The following is a 16,722-nucleotide window of genomic DNA, read 5'->3' as shown; positions in this document are numbered from 1 at the left end:
AACCATGTTTGCCATCCGCACTCCCCGTCCCGACGACCTGCCCGCGCTCACCCGTCTGCTCGATAGCTGCAGCCTGCCCACCTCCGACCTGACGGAAGAACATCTCGGGCATTTCATCATCCTCGGGCAGGCAGGCCGGGTAGCGGGCTGCATCGGCATGGAGGTATCCGGACAGGATGCGCTGCTGCGCTCGCTCGCCGTCGATCCCATGATGCGCGGCGAAGGCTACGGCAACCGCCTGCTCCAGCTGATGGAGGATCGCGCACGCGACGAAGGCGTGCAGCACCTGTACCTGCTGACCACCTCGGCGGCCGACTTCTTCGAGCACCAGGGTTACGTGCGCACCGACCGTGCAAGCGCCCCCGAATCCATTCGCAGCACCGCGCAATTCGCCGGGGTGTGCCCGTCGAGCGCGACCTGCCTGTACAAATCACTCGATTGATTTGCAGGAAATGACATGAGCGACAAGACCTACAACGTGCTGTTCCTCTGCACCGGCAACTCGGCGCGCAGCATCATGGCCGAAGCACTGGTCACGACCATGGGCAAGGGGCGCTTCCGCGGCTTCTCCGCAGGCAGTCACCCGGGCGGTAAGGTGAACCCCTTCGCCATCGAGCAGGTGAAGGCAACCGGCTATCCGGTCGATAATCTGCGCAGCAAGAGCTGGGACGAGTTTGCCGGAGCGGAAGCGCCGCAGATGGATTTCATCGTCACCGTATGCGACAACGCCGCCGGCGAAGTCTGCCCGGTGTGGCCGGGCCGTCCGGTGTCGGCGCACTGGGGCTTCGAAGATCCCGCCGCGGTGGAAGGCACGGACGAAGAAAAGCGTGCTGCCTTCAGCAAGATCTTCAAGCAGATCATGGTCCGCATGAATACCTTCGTGAACCTGCCGGTCGACATGCTCGACAAGAACGCGATCCGCAAGGAAATGCAGAAGATTGGAGAAACGCCGGTATGACGCGCGCGCGGCGCCTTGTGGCCGAAGGCTTGGGGACCGCCATGCTGCTGGCGGTCGTGATCGGTTCGGGGATCATGGGCGAGCGCCTCTCGGAGGGGAATACCGCGATTGCCCTGCTCGCCAATGCAATCGCGACCGGCGCGGGGCTGGTCGCGCTGATCCTGATGTTCGGCACGATCTCGGGCGCGCATTTCAACCCGGCAGTGACGCTGTCGGAAGCCTGGCAGAAGAACCTGCCGGCGTCGGATGTGCTGCCCTACATCGTGGTGCAGGTCATCGGCGCATTTTGCGGCGTGGCAGCCGCACACCTGATGTTCGGCGAGCCGGTGTTCTTTGCTTCGGAACACGTGAGAACCGGCGCGGCGCAGTGGTGGAGCGAGTTTGTCGCGACCTTCGGCCTGCTGGGCGTGATCATCAGCTGCTCGCGCAGCCGGCCTTCCGTGACGCCGTTCGCAGTGGCGCTCTACATCACGGCAGCCTACTGGTTCACATCGTCGACATCGTTCGCGAATCCGGCCGTGACGCTGGCACGGGCGGCGAGCGATACCTTCGCCGGCATCCATCCCGCGGATGTACCTGGCTTCATCCTGGCGCAATTGCTCGGCATGCTGGCTGCAACCGGTCTCTTCTGCTGGCTCCATCCGGCGGCACCGAAAGAGGCCACGGTGGCGGGTACCGTTGCGCCCAGCCAGTTTGCGCAGCCCGGATCCGACTAGGCGGAGCGCGCCATCCGGCGCCGCTCCGCTTTTTCATGCGACATTCAATGCATGGTGGGCTGCAGGTCCAGCACCTCCTCGACACGATCGAACGGCAGCGATGCCGCGCGATTGACGTCTTCCACCGCTTCCCTGCTGGGTGCCTCGAACAGGCAGGTGCATCGCTGGTCAGCCGGATAGAAGTTGCTCCGGATATAGGTGACCTCGGTTCCCTGTTGCGACGCGGCTTCGCTCGCCTGGATCGCCGCCTGCTGCGCGGCGGCGAGCTGCTCCATCGTGATGCCCTGCAGGTTGCGCTGGACTGCGTAAGTTGTCATGTTCGTCTCCGATTTCGTCAATTCCCTTTCTCCCCGGTTCTCATGCTTGTTCACGCGTGCGGGCGTGGATTGATCTCACTCAATGCCGATGCGCAGTTGCCCACAATTGCTGTGACCAACTCTGTGGACAACCGGGGATAAGCTTCCCTATGTCCATGATTTGCAAGGAAATAGTTGCGTTGATGAAAATCAAAGCAGGCAAACCGGACTTGCCCGGCGCAGCGAATTGCGGCTATCGTGGGCGCACTTTCACTACCGGTTTCCACGATGCTCATCTTTCTCGGTTTCGACGGCGTCATGCATCCCGCATCCGGCGACCGCGTGCTGTTCGCCCATCGCGACGCCTTCGAGGCGCTCTTGCGGGAGCACGCCCATGTCGAGGTCGTCATCACGTCTTCCTGGCGCGAAGTCTTCGACCTGGACACGCTGCGCGAAGACAATTTTTCGCGCGACATCCAGTCGCGCATCGTCGATGTCACGCCGCTGATCCCGGGCGCGATGCGCTGGCAGGAGATCCAGTCTTACCTGGACGAAACGCGCTACGCCGGTCCGTATGTCGTCGTCGATGACGATGCGTCGGAGTTTCCCCAGGGCTGGGCGCCGCTGTTGCTATGCGAACCGGCCGTCGGGCTGGATGCGGCAAAGCGGGATGCGCTGGCAGCACGCCTCGCGAACTGAATTCAGCCGACGCTTGTTCCGAGCGCTTTTTCGAACTGATTGCGGACGACCCGATAGCATTCGCAGCAGGCATCCTCGATCGCCTCCCGATCGAGGATCGTGATGACGCCCCGCCGATACGTCAGCAGGCCGGCCTGCTGGAAGCTGCGCGCAATCAGGGTAATGCTCGGGCGATGCACACCAAGCATGTCGGCCAGGAATTCCTGCGTCAGCTGGAATGTGTTGCCTTTCACCCGGTCGTGGCTGACAAGGATCCATCGCGCGAAGCGCTCTTCCGTCGAATGCAGGCGGTTGCACGCGACCGACTGCGATACCTGGCTGAGATAGGCCTGCATGAAGCGGTACAGCAAGCGGCGGAATTCCTTTGCCTTGCCCATCAGCTCGTTGAGTTTCTCCGCCGGCATGCGCAGGCTGTCGCCGGGGATCTGGCAGATCGTGGTTTCGGTGGCCAGCGTGCTTCCTGTCAACAGATCGACGGTTGACATGCCTTCGAAGCCGACGGTGCCGACCTCGACGGCGGCGCCATCTTCCATGACGGCCAGAACGGAATGGCCGCCCGATAACGGAAAGTACGCCCAACGGATCTCCTTGCCGCGTTCATACAGGACGGTCTTCGCGGGCGTGGGAAAGTATTCGAGATGCGGCCGCAGCATCTGGTATTCCTCCTCGGGCAGGCGCGAGAGAAGGAGATTGGCGCACTCAGCGGCTCTGGCTGGAACGTACATGACATGTCTCCTCGGTGGGATCTGTAGTGGATCTGCCGGGTCACTACAGCACAAGCGCGCGCAACAGCGGATGATCGCGCTCAGACTTTTGGTCTATGTATACATCTGTACCGACCGGATCGTGCCGCTTTGACAGAATCCCGCCATTCGAGCGGAAGGCCACGGTGGCGGAGCCGCCACCTTCGATCAGGAGCAGCATGCGCTTGTCCGCTTTCATCCTCGACAACCTGGAGCCGATCCTGCAGGAGTGGGAAGATTTTGCGCGCAGCATCCAGCCGCCGCACCGCTCCATGGACGTCGCGGAACTGCGTGACCATGCAAAGGAAATGCTGGAAGAGATCGCCGCCGAGCTCGACGCCGGGCAGGCACAGCCGGCGACGGGCGAACGGGCGTCCGAGATCCATGCGGTTACCCGCCTGCAGTCCGGATTCAATATCGATCAGCTGGTCTCCGAATACCGTGCGCTGCGCGCCAGCGTGTTGCGCCTGTGGGCGCAGCGGGAAAAAACGGCGTCCTGGTTCGAGGTCGAAGACATGAGCCGCTTCAACGATGTCCTCGACCGCGCGCTGGCGGAATCCGTAGCGTGCTATTCGGCCACGGTGCGGCGCTCCGAAGACATTTTCCTGGGTGTGGTCGGGCATGACCTGCGCACGCCGCTGCAGTACCTCAGCATGGGCGCGGAATTCCTGATGCGCTCGGAGAAGTCCGACCCACAACTCATCCAGCTCGGCTCGCGCATGTTCGACAGCGCCGCGCGCATGGGGCAGATCCTCGACAACCTGCTCGACTTCACCCGCAGCCGCACCGGCGGCGGCATACAGATCAATCCGCGTCCCGCCGACCTCGCAGGCATCAGCGAGCAGGTGGCGGACGAGTTCCGCTTTTCCCATCCGGATCGCACGATCGCGACCGAAGTCATCGGCGATGTTGCGGGGCGATGGGATGTGCCGCGCATCGGGCAGGTCTACCAGAACCTGATCGGCAACGCGCTCCAGCACGGCGCGAAGGATTCCGGCGTCACCGTGCGCACCTCGGGCGGCGCGGACGGTGTGGAAATCGCGGTGCACAACCATGGCAAGGCGATTCCGGAATCCGCATTTGCCGGCCTTTTCGACCCGCTGCACCGCTACGCCAATGCGTCGACCGAGGAGGCTGACCGCACGCACCTCGGCCTCGGGCTCTACATCGTGCGCGAAATCGTCCACGCGCATGGCGGGTCGGTCGCGGTCCGTTCGACCGCCGGCGACGGGACAACCTTCCTCGTGCGCCTGCCGAACAAGCCGGCCGCCTGAACAATGTATATCCGCAGCAACACTGCCGGACACATTTTATTTCCACATGGTAATATTTTAAGGTGAACACCCAAATTCATGGCGCCATCCCGGAGCCGGTTTCACCTCGTTACTACATGGAGACAGCCTTGAAGAAACTCATTCAATCAGCACTGTTCGCGGCCGCATTCATCGCTTCTTCCAGCGCCCTCGCCGCCGAACTGGGCACCGCCGAAGAAGCCACCGCAATGGTCAAGAAGGCCGCCGCCTTCCTGAAGGCCAACGGCAAGGACAAGACCCTGGCGGAAGTCTCGAACCCGAAGGGCCAGTTCGTCGACCGCGACCTCTACATTTCCGTCTATGACATGAACGGCAACGTGCTGGCGCACGGCACCAACCCGAAGCTCATCGGCAAGGACGTGTCCGCGCTGAAGGACGCCGACGGCAAGGAATTCATCAAGGAAATCCTGAGCAAGGCCAAGTCGTCCGGCAAGGGCAACGCCGACTACAAGTGGCCGAACCCGGTCTCGAAGGAGATCCAGCCGAAGACCGTGTATTTCGAGAAGGCGGACGACATGGTCTTCTCCAGCGGTTACTACAAGAAGTAAGGTCTTGCCTGCGTGGAGCGTCCGCTCCACGCGCCTGAAGGGATTTTCGCTGTGACGGAATTTCGTCGCCTCTTCGTATCCGCGCAGAGGTGTAGTGATTTTGAAACAGGAACCGTGATGAAAATCCCTGCCCTGGTGGCGGTCGTGGTCGCCGCCATGCTCGGCGGGCTCGCCCTCATCTTTACCGTGATGCAATCCCGCAGTCCAGAAATCGAGCCGATTTCCATTCCCGATTCCCGTTTCTGGGAACAGAAATGCGCATAATTGGCTGTCGGTGCATGTCTTACGCCCTTAAAGCGGGCGAGAATGCGGTGACTGGCACTTGGCATGTTCATTGCTGCGAGGCAGCAAGGCTGGCAGTACTGCCAGTCCGAACTTGTCAACTTTCAGCCAGACGACGGCCATGCCAACCACAACCAAGGCATTAAACAAAATACATATCATCGCGATGGCCCGGCATGCCGGGCTGGCGTTCCAGGACGCCGACGCGATTTTCCTCAACGACCTGGCGGGCGAAAAGGAAGTGCTCGCGTTCGCACGCTTGATTGAACGCGCCAGCCAGCCGCAGGCGGACGACGGCAAGACGAAGGATTAAGGTGACAACGGCGGGTCAGGCGAAACCATTCCGCCCGCCTTCGCCTGGACGTAAAATCTTCTTGCGCCACCCCTTGTGGCGAAGGACTCTCTTTCTCTCTCCGCATTTCCCTTCCAAGGACGTTCCATGCCAGGACAACCGCCCGTGAACCGCCTGAACATTGCCGCGCTCATCTATGGCGACGGCATCGATCCCGCTCCCGTCCTCGCAGATGTTGTCGCGGAGTTGCGCAAGCGCGATGTTGCACTGGCAGGCGTCATCCAGCACGGCGACAGCTCCTGCGCGATGACTCTGGAACTCCTGTCCTCCGGCGAGCGCGTGTCCATTTCACAGGACCTCGGCAGCGGATCCCGCGGCTGCCGGCTTGATTCGACTGCGCTAGCCGGCACCGCGTCCCGCGTACGGCAGGCGATCGATGCGTCTCCGGCCCTCGCGGTGTTCAACAAGTTCGGGTCGCAGGAAGCGGCGGGCAAGGGTTTGAGCGACGAGATGGCGGCGGCCGCGACGGCGGGGCTGCCGGTGCTGACGGCGGTGCGGGATAGCCTGCTTGAACAGTGGGCCGAGTTTACCGGCGGGGAATATGCGCGGCTTGACTGCTCGACGCAGGCAGCATTGGCCTGGTGGGATGGGTTGAATCCGGACTAGCAGGTCGTGCAGTCGCGCTCCAACGCATTCTGCGTGCGGGCACCTTTCGCTCAACCTCCCGAACTCCCGACCCCGTCATTTCCGCGCAGGCGGGAATGACGAAGACGCGTTTACGAGAGATTCACCTCATCCACGCGCATTCGAGCATATATTGAACGTCCCCCGTCCCAACCTGCCGGTCAACGGGCGCGCCCATCTCGTTTACGCAACGCGCGGCGGCACCGTATGCAGCTTCACCCAAGGGTGCGGCGTGAACGACGCCAGGAATACATCGAAGTCCGCAGGCGACACAGGTGGCGACAGGAAGTAGCCCTGCACCGAGTCGCATTCCATCGATCTGAGCAATGCCATCTGCTCCGCCGTTTCCGCCCCTTCCGCGATGACCGACAAGTGCATCGTCTTCGCCAGCGCGATCACGGCCTGGGCGATCGCCATGTCATCCGGATCGTGGGTGATGTCGCGAATGAAGGCGCGGTCGATCTTTAGCACGCTCACCGGCAAACGCTTCAACTGGCTCAATGAGGAATAGCCGGTGCCGAAATCGTCGATGGCAAATCGCACGCCGAGCGTGCAGAGCCGCTGCATGGTGGCGACGGCCTGGTCGGGGTCGTCCATGATGGCGCTTTCGGTGATCTCCAGTTCCAGCGCCGTCGGCGGCAGTCCGGTCCGCTGCAGCACCGCTTCGATCCGTTCACGCAGGCTGCGCTGCCGGAGCTGCACCGCCGACAGGTTGACCGACACGCAGAGGTCATGTCCCTCGCGACGCCATGCCTGCGCCTGCGCGCAGGCGGTGTGCAGCACCCATTCGCCGATATGCTCGATCTCGCCGGTCTCTTCCGCAACCGGAATGAAGCGGTCCGGCCCGATGCGGCCGATGCCCGGATGGTTCCAGCGCACCAGCGCTTCCATGCCGTAGATGCGGCCTGACCGGAAATCCATCTTGGGCTGGTATTCGAGGAAAAGCTCGCCGCGCTCGGCGACGCGCCGCAGGCTGTTTTCGATATCCCAGCGGCTGGCGACCTGGATGGCGAGGCCTTCGCCGAAGAACTGGCAGCGGTTCTTGCCGCAGGCCTTGGCGTGGTACATCGCCACATCGGCATTCCGGAACAGCGTATCGATGCTGTCGGTATCGGTCGGATACACGCTGATGCCGATGCTCGCGGTGACGTACAGTTCCTTCTCTTCGATGATGAAGGGTTCGCGCACCGCCTCGAGCAGCTTTTCCGCGACGGTTTCCGCATCCGCGTTGCCATCGATATCGCCGAGCACGACGGCGAACTCGTCGCCACCCAGGCGGGCAAGGGTATCGCTGGCGCGCAGGCCGAGACAGAGACGGCGCGCAACGGCCTTGAGCAGTGCATCGCCGATATGGTGGCCCAGCGTGTCGTTGACGGCCTTGAAGCGGTCAATGTCGAGATACAGCAGCGCGACGCGCTTGCCGGCGCGCGACGACCACGCCACCGTCTGGTCGAGGCGCTCGCGCAGCAGGCGGCGGTTGGCCAGCTCGGTCAGCGGGTCGTACAGTGCAAGCTGGCGGATCGTCGCTTCGGCAAACTTGCGGTCGCTGATGTCTTCAATGACGGCCACATAGTGCGTGACCGCCCCCATCTTGTCGACGATCGGTGAAATCGTTTCGAGGCACCAGTACACCTCGCCGGATTTCTTGCGGTTCTTGAATTCGCCGCGCCATTCCTTGCCCTGCGCGAGCGATTTCCACATGTCGTCATACAGGGCCGGATCCGTTTCGCCCGACTTCAGCAGGCGCGGATTCTTCCCCAGGACCTCGCCGGGTGCGTATCCGTTGATCTCGCAGAACTTGTTGTTGGTGTATTCGATCTCGCCCTGTGCATTGGTGATGACCACGCCGCTCGCGCTTTGCTCGACCGCCTGCTTGAACTTGTTCAATACGGCCTGGTGGCTGCGCACCGCCTCTTCATGCTGCCGGCTGCGGCGAGAAATGAAACCAATGGCACCGATGCCAAGCAGCCAGGCGCTGCCGTGCGTGCTCGCGAGCCAGAAGCGGGTTTCATTGGCAATCGCTTCGTACTGCCCTAGCGGAATCGCGATGTCCGTCGCGCCGCGCAACTCGCCAATCGCGATGCCGGTCCAGGCGTGGCACTTCATGCAGCCCTCTTCCATCATCATGGGCTGGATGCGGCGCAGGTAGGGGCGGCCGTCGATGGACGTCACCTCGCTGTAGTCGTCGCCCGTCTGCTTGATGATGGACAGCGCCTTCTTTTCCCATTCGTCGGGCGCATTAATGGGATTGAGGTACTGCTCGCCGGTGATGCGCGCGAGCGTGCCGTACAGTTCGGTCTGCGCATTCTTGATCTCGCGCAGCATGGTAGCCGGGTTGTAGAGCGTGAGCATGCCGCCGCCGGGCATGATGACGTCGCGGTCCGGAATGTCGGCCAGATAAGGATTGGGCCGGGTGCGCTCGGTCACGCGGACGTAGATCCCGCCCTGGCTTGTGGCCCACCGACGGAATGCAAGATCGCGCTTGAGGTTGGACTTGGCTTCCACTTCGGCCAGCTGCAGCGCCTGTCGGTCAGCCTGGACGATGCCCCAGCCAAGCGAAGCAACGACGGCCGCCGACCAGAGGACGGCTGCGAGCACGGTCATGCTGACGATGGGGGATCGGGTACGCAAGAGGGCGCTCCATTACGTAGTCGATGGAAATCGCGGCCTCCGCACTGCCGGGGTTCTGCGGGCGCTGACAACCTGAGGTATGGCAGGTGATTAGGTGTTTGCCTTACAAAATATACAGAACAATCTGTCGGAAATCATTACGTTTCTGCATGCTGTCACCGTAGCGAGACGCAGCCGCGCTGAAAGCGTTACCGCTTCGTCAATGGTCCTTGTCAGATCTGCCATTCCGGCGCGTCGTCGCCGGCGGCGTGCATGGCAAGCAGTGCGCAAAATGCATGCGCTTCGACCGGCTTGCTGAACAGATAACCCTGCATGCCGTGACAGCCATGCTGCACGAGGAACTGCTGCTGCTCCTTCGTTTCCACGCCTTCGGCCACCACTTGCAGGCGCAGGCTGTGGCCCAGTGCAATGACCGCGCGCGTGATCGCCGTGCCGCCATCGTCGTGCCCGATATCGCGCGTGAAGGACTGGTCGATCTTCAGCGTATCGATGGGGAAGCGCTTGAGCTGCGACAGGCTGGAATAGCCGGTGCCGAAATCATCGATGGAGAAGCGCACGCCGAGTTCGCGCAGTTCCTTCATCACGCTGACCACGTGGTCCGGCCGGTTCATGATGACGCTCTCGGTAATCTCCAGTTCGAGCTGGTGCGCGGGCAAGCCGGTCTCCTGCAGCACCGCCCTTACCTGGGCGGCGAAACCGTCATGGTCGAACTGCTTTGCGGAGACGTTCACCGCAACGACCAGTCCGCTGTCGCCGGCGGCGTTCCATTCCCGCGCCTGCCTGCACGCTTCGCGCAGGATCCAGTTGCCGATGTCGATGATCTGCCCGGTCTCTTCCGCGATGGGAATGAACTTCGCGGGCGAGACAAGTCCGAGGTCGGGGTGCCGCCAGCGTGCGAGCGCCTCCATGCCCTTGATGCGCCCGCTCGCGAGGTCGAGCTGCGGCTGGTAGAACACCTGGAACTCGTTGCGCGCCAGCGCCTGGCGGAGGCTGCTCTCGATGAGCAGGCGTTCGGTCGCTGACTTGTTCATCTCTTCACGGAAGAACTGGTAGCGTCCGCCGATCGCTTCCTTGGCGTGATGCAGCGCGACGTCCGCATTCTTGAGCAGGACATCGAGCGCCCTGCCGTCGCCGGGGAAAATGCTGATGCCGATGCGCGCGCCCGCGCTCACTTCATGGCCTTCAAGGTCGAAGGGCTGCGACAACGCGCCGAGCAGGCGTTCCGCCATGTCGGCCGCGTCTTGCACGTCGTGGATGTCTTCGACGATCACCGCGAATTCGTCGCCGATATGGCGCGACAGGGTGTCCGATGCGCGGATCAGCGGTTGCCAGCGCGCCTTCAGGCGCAGCAGCAACAAGTCGCCGATGCGATGGCCGAGGGAATCGTTGACGTGCGCCAGGCGATCAAGGTCGATGAGCAGCACCGCGATGCGGCTTCGGCGTCGCTCTGCCGTGTAGATCGCCTGCTGCAAACGGTCACGCAGCAGCGCGCGGTTGGGCAGGCCGGTGAGCGCATCGAAGAACGACAGCTGCTCGATGCGGTCCTGTGCGACCTTGTACTGCGAGATGTCGGAAAAGATACCGATGTAATTGGCCACCGCACCGCCGTCATCGAGGACACGCTTGATCGACAGATGCTCGGCGTACAGTTCGCCGGACTTGCGCCGGTTCCAGATTTCCCCGCTCCAGCAGCCTGTGCTGTCGATCTCGCGCCACATCGCCGCATAGAAGGCGGCGTCCTGCCGGCCGGAGCTCAGCACCTTGTGCGTCTTGCCGACGACCTCGCTCTCGTCATAGCCGGTGATCGCGCAGAACGCGGCATTGACCTTGACGATGCGCCGCTGCGCGTCCGTCACTGCGATGCCCATCGTCGTATGGTTGAACACGGTGTCGGAAAGCTGCAACTTCTTCTCGGCGAGCTTGTGCGCGGTGATATCGGTATAGGTCGTGACGAATCCGGCCAGCTTGCCGCCGATATGCATCGGCCTCCCGCAAACGAGATGGACCTTGCCGTTGCTCCTGCGTCGCTCGAATTCGTGCGGCCTGAACTCCAGCGCGAGCGCATGGAAGCGCGCCACGTGCTCCTCGGGATCGCCCGGGCCGTATTCGCCGCGGACGGCGGGAATGCGGACCAGATCGTCGAAATAGGCCCCTTCGGCGAGCACGTCCGGCGGGAAGTTCAGGACGTCCGCCATGACCGCGTTCCAGTGGCGCAGGTGCAGGGTCTCGTCAAAGACGCTGATCCCTTGCGGCATGTGTTGCAGGATGGCCTTGAGATAGGCGCTCTCCCGTTCCAGCGCCTCGGTCACGGTGCGCTCTCGCGTGACGTCGAGGTAGATGTGGACGAATCCGCCCTGCGGCGCGCGCGCGGTACGTTTTTCGACAATCCTGCCGTCCAGGTGCAACTCGGGCGCATCGTCGACCCCGGCATGCGCAAGGATGCAACGCGCCTGTTCATTCAGCAGCACCGGGCTGCGATCGGCATCGGTGAGTGCGATGCCGCAGGGTACATGGTCCAGGACGGACTGCAGCAGGTCGTGTTTTTCCTGCAGGGCATCCGCCAGTTGCTTGCGCTCGGTGATGTCGACCATGACGCCGCCCAGCGCGACGGGCACGCCGTTCTCGACGCTGACCGTCACCGCGTCCTTCAACCACACCGCACGCCCATCGGCCGCGATCATCCGGTATTCAAAATCGTGGTTCAGGCCGGCACGGGTTTGCGATCCGCAAAATTCCACCACGCGCGCGCGGTCGTCGGGATGCACCCGGCTTTCCCAGAAGCCCGGCTCGCGCCACGCGGCGAGCGGATATCCCAGGATGCGCTCGGCAGCGGGGCTGACATAGGTGAAGACCAGCGTGGCCGGGTCGGCCTCCCACACGATGCCGTCTATCCTGTTCAGGAGGTCGCGAAATCCTCCGCGGGGGAGGCCGCCTTCTTCGTCACTGTCCCGCCCGGCGCGTGCGTGCATGGTTTACCCCAGCCGGACCATGCGCGCCCTTGACGACGGCAGTGCCTTGCGCGCCGCGGGTTGCGGCAGGGATGGGCGCTTCGCATGCGGCGCGAAAGCGAGAACGGCGGCGCTGGCCCGCGGCTGCCCGGCCGCGGCGTCGACGCGGAAGATGCTGACGGCTTCGTGCAGCAGGTGCGCCTGCTCCTTCAGGCTTTCCGATGCGGATGCTGCCTCTTCCACCAATGCCGCGTTCTGCTGCGTCACTTCGTCCATCTGGCCGATGGCCTGGTTGACCTGGTGGATGCCGGCGCTCTGTTCCTGGCTGGCGACGGCGATTTCGCCGATCAGTTCCGCTACCTGGCGCACGGAGACGACGACCTTCTCCATCGCTTCGCCGGCCTGCTGCACGAGCGCGCCGCCTTCCTCCACCTGGGCGACGGACTCGCCGATCAATGTCTTGATTTCCTTCGCGGCGCTGGCCGAGCGCTGCGCGAGCGTGCGCACTTCCGTGGCGACCACGGCGAAGCCGCGGCCCTGCTCGCCGGCGCGCGCGGCTTCCACTGCGGCATTCAGCGCCAGGATGTTGGTCTGGAAGGCGATGCCGTCGATGATGCTGACGATGTCGGCGATCTTGCCGGAGCTGCCCTTGATCGATTCCATCGTGTCGACCACTTGCGACACGACCTGTCCGCCGTCGCTTGCCAGTTGCGATGCGGAGATGGCCAGCGTGTTCGCCTGTTGCGCGTTCTCCGCATTCTGGCGCACGGTCGACGTCAGTTCTTCCATCGATGCGGCGGTCTCTTCCAGCGAGCTTGCCTGTTCTTCGGTGCGAGCCGAGAGGTCGAGGTTGCCGGCGGCGATCTCGCCGGACGCGGTCACGATGGAGTCGGTCCCGGTGCGCACCTGGCCGACGATGCCGGCGATGCTGTCGCGCATGCTCTTGATGGAATACAGCAGGCTGGTCTGGTCATGGGCCTTCAGCTCGACCGGCACCGTGAGGTCGCCGGCGGCAATGCGGCGTGTGACTTCAGCGGTATAGGCAGGCTCCGCGCCGAGCTGGCGCAGCAGGCTGCGGCCGATCATCGCGCAGATGACGAGCAATATGCCGGCGAGTGCGGCGGCGCCGAGCGTGAATTCGACCACGCGGGACAGGATGGTGCTCTCGACCGTGTCGATATAGACGCCTGAGCCGACGATCCAGCCCCATGGTGCAAAGCCCTTCACGAAGGACACCTTGGGCACCGGCTCGGCGCTGCCCGGCTTCGGCCAGCGGTAATTGACGAAGCCGCTGCCGTCGGCGCGGACGGTCGCGGTGAACTCGACAAACAACGCCTTGCCGTCGGTGTCCTTCTGGTCGGACAGGTTCTTGCCGTCGAGTTCCGGCTTGATCGGATGCATCACCATCTGCGGCTGCATGTCGTTGATCCAGAAGTATTCGGACGTGTTGTAGCGCAGTTCCTTCACGGTCTTGAGGGCGGCGGCCTTAGCCTCCTCCTCGGGCATGGCGCCCTTTGCGGCCAGGCCGTGGTAATAGGCAACGACGCCATGCGCTGTTTCCACCGCCTGGCGGACGCTGTCCTGGCGTTCCTTCAGCACGAGCTTGCGCTCGCTGACGAGAAACAGCACCGTGAGCACCACGATGCCGAGAATGGCGCAGGCGGTCAGCACACGCAGCTTTTTGGAAATGGTCCAGGATTGGAGGAACGCGGGATTCAACACGGGTACACCTACTGTTAAAGCACGCAGGCCAGGGGCTGGCACTGCGGATGACGAATGCCGACTACCAGGAAATCGGAAGCCGGACGGATGATGGGGATGGCGGCGCTTGCGCCTCAGGGGACCTGGTCGGAGTGCCTGTCCCTGTATTCGGCGGACGGATGGACGAACCAGCGTCCTTCAATGAGTTCAGGCGCGGGGCGGATATGTCCCTGCTCGATCCAGCAGCGCAAGGCATAGGGCGACGGCGCAAGGTCGCCGAACTGGACCCTCGCCCATTGTGTTGCCGGGATGCGTGTTAATTTGGTTGCCATGCTTTCTCCAGGATGAACCGACACCTGCACCTGACTGTCAGCTTTTTTGCAACCGGACAGGACAGCGCGCTTATTGCCGCACGGCAATTATCATACCTGCGAAAGTCCACGCGTCAAATGTGGATATCCCTCATTAAGTTGGACATGTTTGCGGCAAACAACACTCCCGGGAGCGGGAATTTCCCGGAAGTGACAACGGGAAGGTCGGGTTTGTCCTACGAGCGGATGACGTTGGGATAATGGCCGAAAAATATAACCCGTCATTCCCGCTCACGCCGCACCAACGGCCATCCGCATCCCCGGTTCAACCTCGGCAAGCCAGGCGGTCAGTTCACGTTCCGGCACCGGGCGGCAGAAATGGTACCCCTGACCTGCATAACACCCTTGCAGCCGCAGGTAGGCGAGCTGTTCCGGCGTCTCGATGCCTTCCGCGACGACCTGCAGATGCAGGTTCCTGCCCAGACCGATAATCGTCTCGCACACCACGCGTCCGTTGGCGCTGTGGTCCGCCTGCATGACGAAGGAACGGTCGATCTTCAACGTATCGATCGGCAGGCGGCTGAGATACGACAGGCTGGAATACCCGGTCCCGAAATCATCCACCGCAATCCTGACGCCCGCCGCGCGCAGGCTTTGCATGATCTCGATCGCTTCGTCGGGATCGTTCATCAGTGCGGACTCGGTCAGTTCGACTTCGAGCACGGATCCCGGCAGGCCGTAGCGATCCAGCAGCTTGCGGATGCGGTCGGACAAGGCAAGTCCGCGGAACTGAAGCGCGGATACGTTGACCGCGATGCTTTGCACGCCGCTCCCGCTCGTGCGCCAGACGCACAGCTGCCGGCATGCTTCCTCCAGCACCCAGTCGCCAAGCGGCTCGATGAGCCCGGTTTCTTCCGCCAGCGGAATGAACTCCACCGGAGGAACAAGGCCGCGCTCCGGATGCCGCCAGCGCACCAGCGCCTCCGCGCCGACGGGCGAGCCGGTGCGCAGGCAGATCTTCGGCTGGTAATGCAGCTCCAGCTCGTTCTTTTCCAGCGCGCGCCGCAGGTCCATTTCCAGGTGCAGCCGCTTCTTCGCCCTGTCGGTCATCGAGGCGCTGAAGAAGCGATAGGTATTCTTGCCGGCGGCCTTGGCCTCGTACATGGCGGTGTCCGCATTCTTCAGCAAGGCCGCGGCGTCGAGGCCGTCGGCGGGATAGAGGGCCGCACCGACCGATGCCTCCACCTGCAGGGTGATGCCGCCGAGCTGTGTCGGCTCGGCGATGCTGGCGACGATACGGGTGGCGATCACGGCCACGTCTTCCGGCGTGCCGGGATTCTCCAGCAGGACGACGAACTCGTCACCGCCGAGGCGGGCGACAGTGTCGGTCTCACGCGCGGCTTCGCGCAGGCGGACGCCGACGATCTGCAGCAGCTTGTCGCCCTGGTCGTGGCCGAAGGTGTCGTTGATGTTCTTGAAGCGGTCGAGGTCGAGTATCAATACCGCGACGCTCTTCTGCGAACGTTCGGCAAAGGTGATTGCGTGACTGATACGGTCGTTGAGGAGGGCGCGGTTGGCGAGGCCGGTCAGCGAGTCGTAGAACGCGAGGTATTCGATACGCTGGTCCTTGCGCCATTGATCGGTGATGTCGTTGAACACCGCGACATACCGCACGATGCCATCTTCGCCGAGCAGCTTGCGGATGGTCTGCGATTCAAGGAAGACTTCGCCGCATTTGCGGCGGTTCCAGATCTGGCCCTTCCATTGTCCGGCGGATTCGATCGTGTTCCACATCTCCCGGTAGAACGCCTGGTCGTGACGGTTTGACTTCAGCATCCTCGGCGTCTGCCCGACCGCTTCGTCGCTGCGGTAACCGGTGATCGCGGTGAATGCGGGATTGACGGAAACGATGGTGCCTTTGGCATCGGTGATGACGATGCCCTCGATCGCATTGTGGAAGACGCTCGCGGCCAGCTCCTGCTGGGCGGCGGCCGCCTTCAGGTAGGCATCCTTGCGCTCCATGCGGCCGGCGATGTAGCAGAACAGCGCGCACTGGCTCATCCCGGTAATCAGGTGGATGATCAGCGAGCGCGGTTCGAGGCAGGAGAACAGGATCACCGGTACGCGGGCATCCTGCAGGGTATAGAAGCCGAGATGGTGCGACACGAAGAATGCGCCCGCCAGTACGACCGGCCAGCGTGCACGGTAATACAGCAGGAGCGAGGTGAGGATGAACGAAATGACATGGAAGTCGCCCGACCCGCCGCCGAAGTGCACGAACAGCGCGGAAAAGACGATGGCCGCCGCGGCATTGTAGATGCCGCCGATTGGTTGTGCTTTCCAGCGGCGACTGATCAGGAGGGAGCCCAGGGCAACGCTCGCCGCGAGTGCCGTGGCCATGATCCAGCCGCCTGCGGGAACAGCGGGTGCGTGACCGTTCGCGCACGCCAGCGGCGACGCCCCCCATCCCGGCGTCAGCCACGCCACCAGGCCGACGATAGGAGTCAGTCCGACAAGCAAAATGGCGAAGATTTTGTCTGCGTGTGCTCGGGAGTGGAGTACGGGCAGGCTGATCAAATTACGCATCGGCTATTCGGACG

The 16,722-nt window shown here is 63.1% G+C and carries 17 protein-coding genes; 9 read left to right on the top strand and 8 right to left on the bottom strand.

What is annotated here, in order from left to right; translation table 11 throughout:
• Positions 1–4: 4 nt before the first annotated feature.
• Genes arsN2 through ACNOHI_RS10070 form a run of 3 tightly spaced genes read left to right on the top strand, consistent with a single transcriptional unit; the run spans position 5 to position 1,674 of the window.
• Positions 5–442, top strand: a complete 438-nt coding sequence (gene arsN2, locus ACNOHI_RS10080; RefSeq protein WP_420474539.1) for an arsenic resistance N-acetyltransferase ArsN2 — start codon at positions 5–7, stop codon at positions 440–442.
• A gap of 15 nt (positions 443–457) precedes the next feature.
• Positions 458–958, top strand: a complete 501-nt coding sequence (locus ACNOHI_RS10075) for an arsenate reductase ArsC (RefSeq protein ID WP_420474538.1) — start codon at positions 458–460, stop codon at positions 956–958.
• Positions 955–1,674: an MIP/aquaporin family protein gene (locus ACNOHI_RS10070; protein WP_420474537.1), complete on the top strand. Its 720-nt coding sequence runs from the start codon at positions 955–957 to the stop codon at positions 1,672–1,674. The genes ACNOHI_RS10075 and ACNOHI_RS10070 overlap by 4 nt, the downstream gene beginning before the upstream one ends.
• Positions 1,675–1,718: 44 nt before the next feature.
• On the opposite strand, the gene ACNOHI_RS10065 is transcribed toward ACNOHI_RS10070, so the two are convergent.
• A complete protein-coding gene (locus ACNOHI_RS10065) occupies positions 1,719–1,991 on the bottom strand; it encodes a nickel-binding protein (protein ID WP_420474536.1) in 273 nt (90 codons plus the stop codon).
• A gap of 267 nt (positions 1,992–2,258) precedes the next feature.
• Here ACNOHI_RS10065 and ACNOHI_RS10060 point away from each other — a divergent pair, with 267 nt between their 5' ends.
• On the top strand, positions 2,259–2,669 hold the full coding sequence (locus ACNOHI_RS10060) for an HAD domain-containing protein (protein ID WP_420474535.1): 411 nt from the start codon (positions 2,259–2,261) through the stop codon (positions 2,667–2,669).
• 2 nt (positions 2,670–2,671) lie between these two features.
• Here the strand turns inward: ACNOHI_RS10060 and ACNOHI_RS10055 are convergent, their stop codons facing one another.
• Positions 2,672–3,394: a Crp/Fnr family transcriptional regulator gene (locus tag ACNOHI_RS10055; protein WP_420474534.1), complete on the bottom strand. Its 723-nt coding sequence runs from the start codon at positions 3,392–3,394 to the stop codon at positions 2,672–2,674.
• 43 nt (positions 3,395–3,437) lie between these two features.
• Positions 3,438–3,593 carry a hypothetical protein gene (locus tag ACNOHI_RS10050; RefSeq protein WP_420474533.1) on the bottom strand — a complete coding sequence of 52 codons (156 nt, stop codon included), beginning with the start codon at positions 3,591–3,593 and terminating at the stop codon, positions 3,438–3,440.
• Between ACNOHI_RS10050 and ACNOHI_RS10045 the strand changes: the two genes are divergently transcribed.
• The 5 genes from ACNOHI_RS10045 (at position 3,592) to ACNOHI_RS10025 (ending at position 6,513) form a co-directional block, all read left to right on the top strand.
• Positions 3,592–4,686: an ATP-binding protein gene (locus tag ACNOHI_RS10045; RefSeq protein WP_420474532.1), complete on the top strand. Its 1,095-nt coding sequence runs from the start codon at positions 3,592–3,594 to the stop codon at positions 4,684–4,686. The genes ACNOHI_RS10050 and ACNOHI_RS10045 overlap by 2 nt on opposite strands.
• A 128-nt stretch (positions 4,687–4,814) precedes the next feature.
• Positions 4,815–5,273, top strand: a complete 459-nt coding sequence (locus ACNOHI_RS10040) for a cache domain-containing protein (protein ID WP_420474531.1) — start codon at positions 4,815–4,817, stop codon at positions 5,271–5,273.
• A 117-nt stretch (positions 5,274–5,390) separates the two neighbouring features.
• Complete coding sequence (locus tag ACNOHI_RS10035) at positions 5,391–5,537, top strand: hypothetical protein (RefSeq protein WP_420474530.1); 147 nt, start codon at positions 5,391–5,393, stop codon at positions 5,535–5,537.
• A 139-nt stretch (positions 5,538–5,676) separates the two neighbouring features.
• Positions 5,677–5,868: a hypothetical protein gene (locus tag ACNOHI_RS10030; RefSeq protein WP_420474529.1), complete on the top strand. Its 192-nt coding sequence runs from the start codon at positions 5,677–5,679 to the stop codon at positions 5,866–5,868.
• A 144-nt stretch (positions 5,869–6,012) separates the two neighbouring features.
• Positions 6,013–6,513, top strand: coding sequence for a DUF2478 domain-containing protein (locus ACNOHI_RS10025; RefSeq protein ID WP_420474528.1), 501 nt, complete (start codon positions 6,013–6,015; stop codon positions 6,511–6,513).
• Between the two features lie 201 nt (positions 6,514–6,714).
• Here the strand turns inward: ACNOHI_RS10025 and ACNOHI_RS10020 are convergent, their stop codons facing one another.
• The 5 genes from ACNOHI_RS10020 to ACNOHI_RS10000 all read right to left on the bottom strand — a co-directional run bounded on the left by ACNOHI_RS10020 (position 6,715) and on the right by ACNOHI_RS10000 (position 16,708).
• Positions 6,715–9,162 (bottom strand): EAL domain-containing protein, encoded by a 2,448-nt coding sequence (locus tag ACNOHI_RS10020; protein ID WP_420474527.1) that lies wholly within the window; start codon positions 9,160–9,162, stop codon positions 6,715–6,717.
• A gap of 212 nt (positions 9,163–9,374) precedes the next feature.
• Positions 9,375–12,131, bottom strand: coding sequence for an EAL and GGDEF domain-containing protein (locus ACNOHI_RS10015; protein ID WP_420474526.1), 2,757 nt, complete (start codon positions 12,129–12,131; stop codon positions 9,375–9,377).
• A 3-nt stretch (positions 12,132–12,134) separates the two neighbouring features.
• Positions 12,135–13,832, bottom strand: a complete 1,698-nt coding sequence (locus ACNOHI_RS10010) for a methyl-accepting chemotaxis protein (protein ID WP_420474525.1) — start codon at positions 13,830–13,832, stop codon at positions 12,135–12,137.
• 113 nt (positions 13,833–13,945) lie between these two features.
• On the bottom strand, positions 13,946–14,143 hold the full coding sequence (locus ACNOHI_RS10005) for a hypothetical protein (protein WP_420474524.1): 198 nt from the start codon (positions 14,141–14,143) through the stop codon (positions 13,946–13,948).
• 270 nt (positions 14,144–14,413) lie between these two features.
• On the bottom strand, positions 14,414–16,708 hold the full coding sequence (locus ACNOHI_RS10000; protein WP_420474523.1) for a putative bifunctional diguanylate cyclase/phosphodiesterase: 2,295 nt from the start codon (positions 16,706–16,708) through the stop codon (positions 14,414–14,416).
• Positions 16,709–16,722: the final 14 nt, after the last annotated feature.

The organism is Noviherbaspirillum sp. ST9, from assembly GCF_048799745.1.
Classification (GTDB): domain Bacteria; phylum Pseudomonadota; class Gammaproteobacteria; order Burkholderiales; family Burkholderiaceae_D; genus Noviherbaspirillum.
This window is presented reverse-complemented; position numbering and strand designations above follow the sequence as displayed.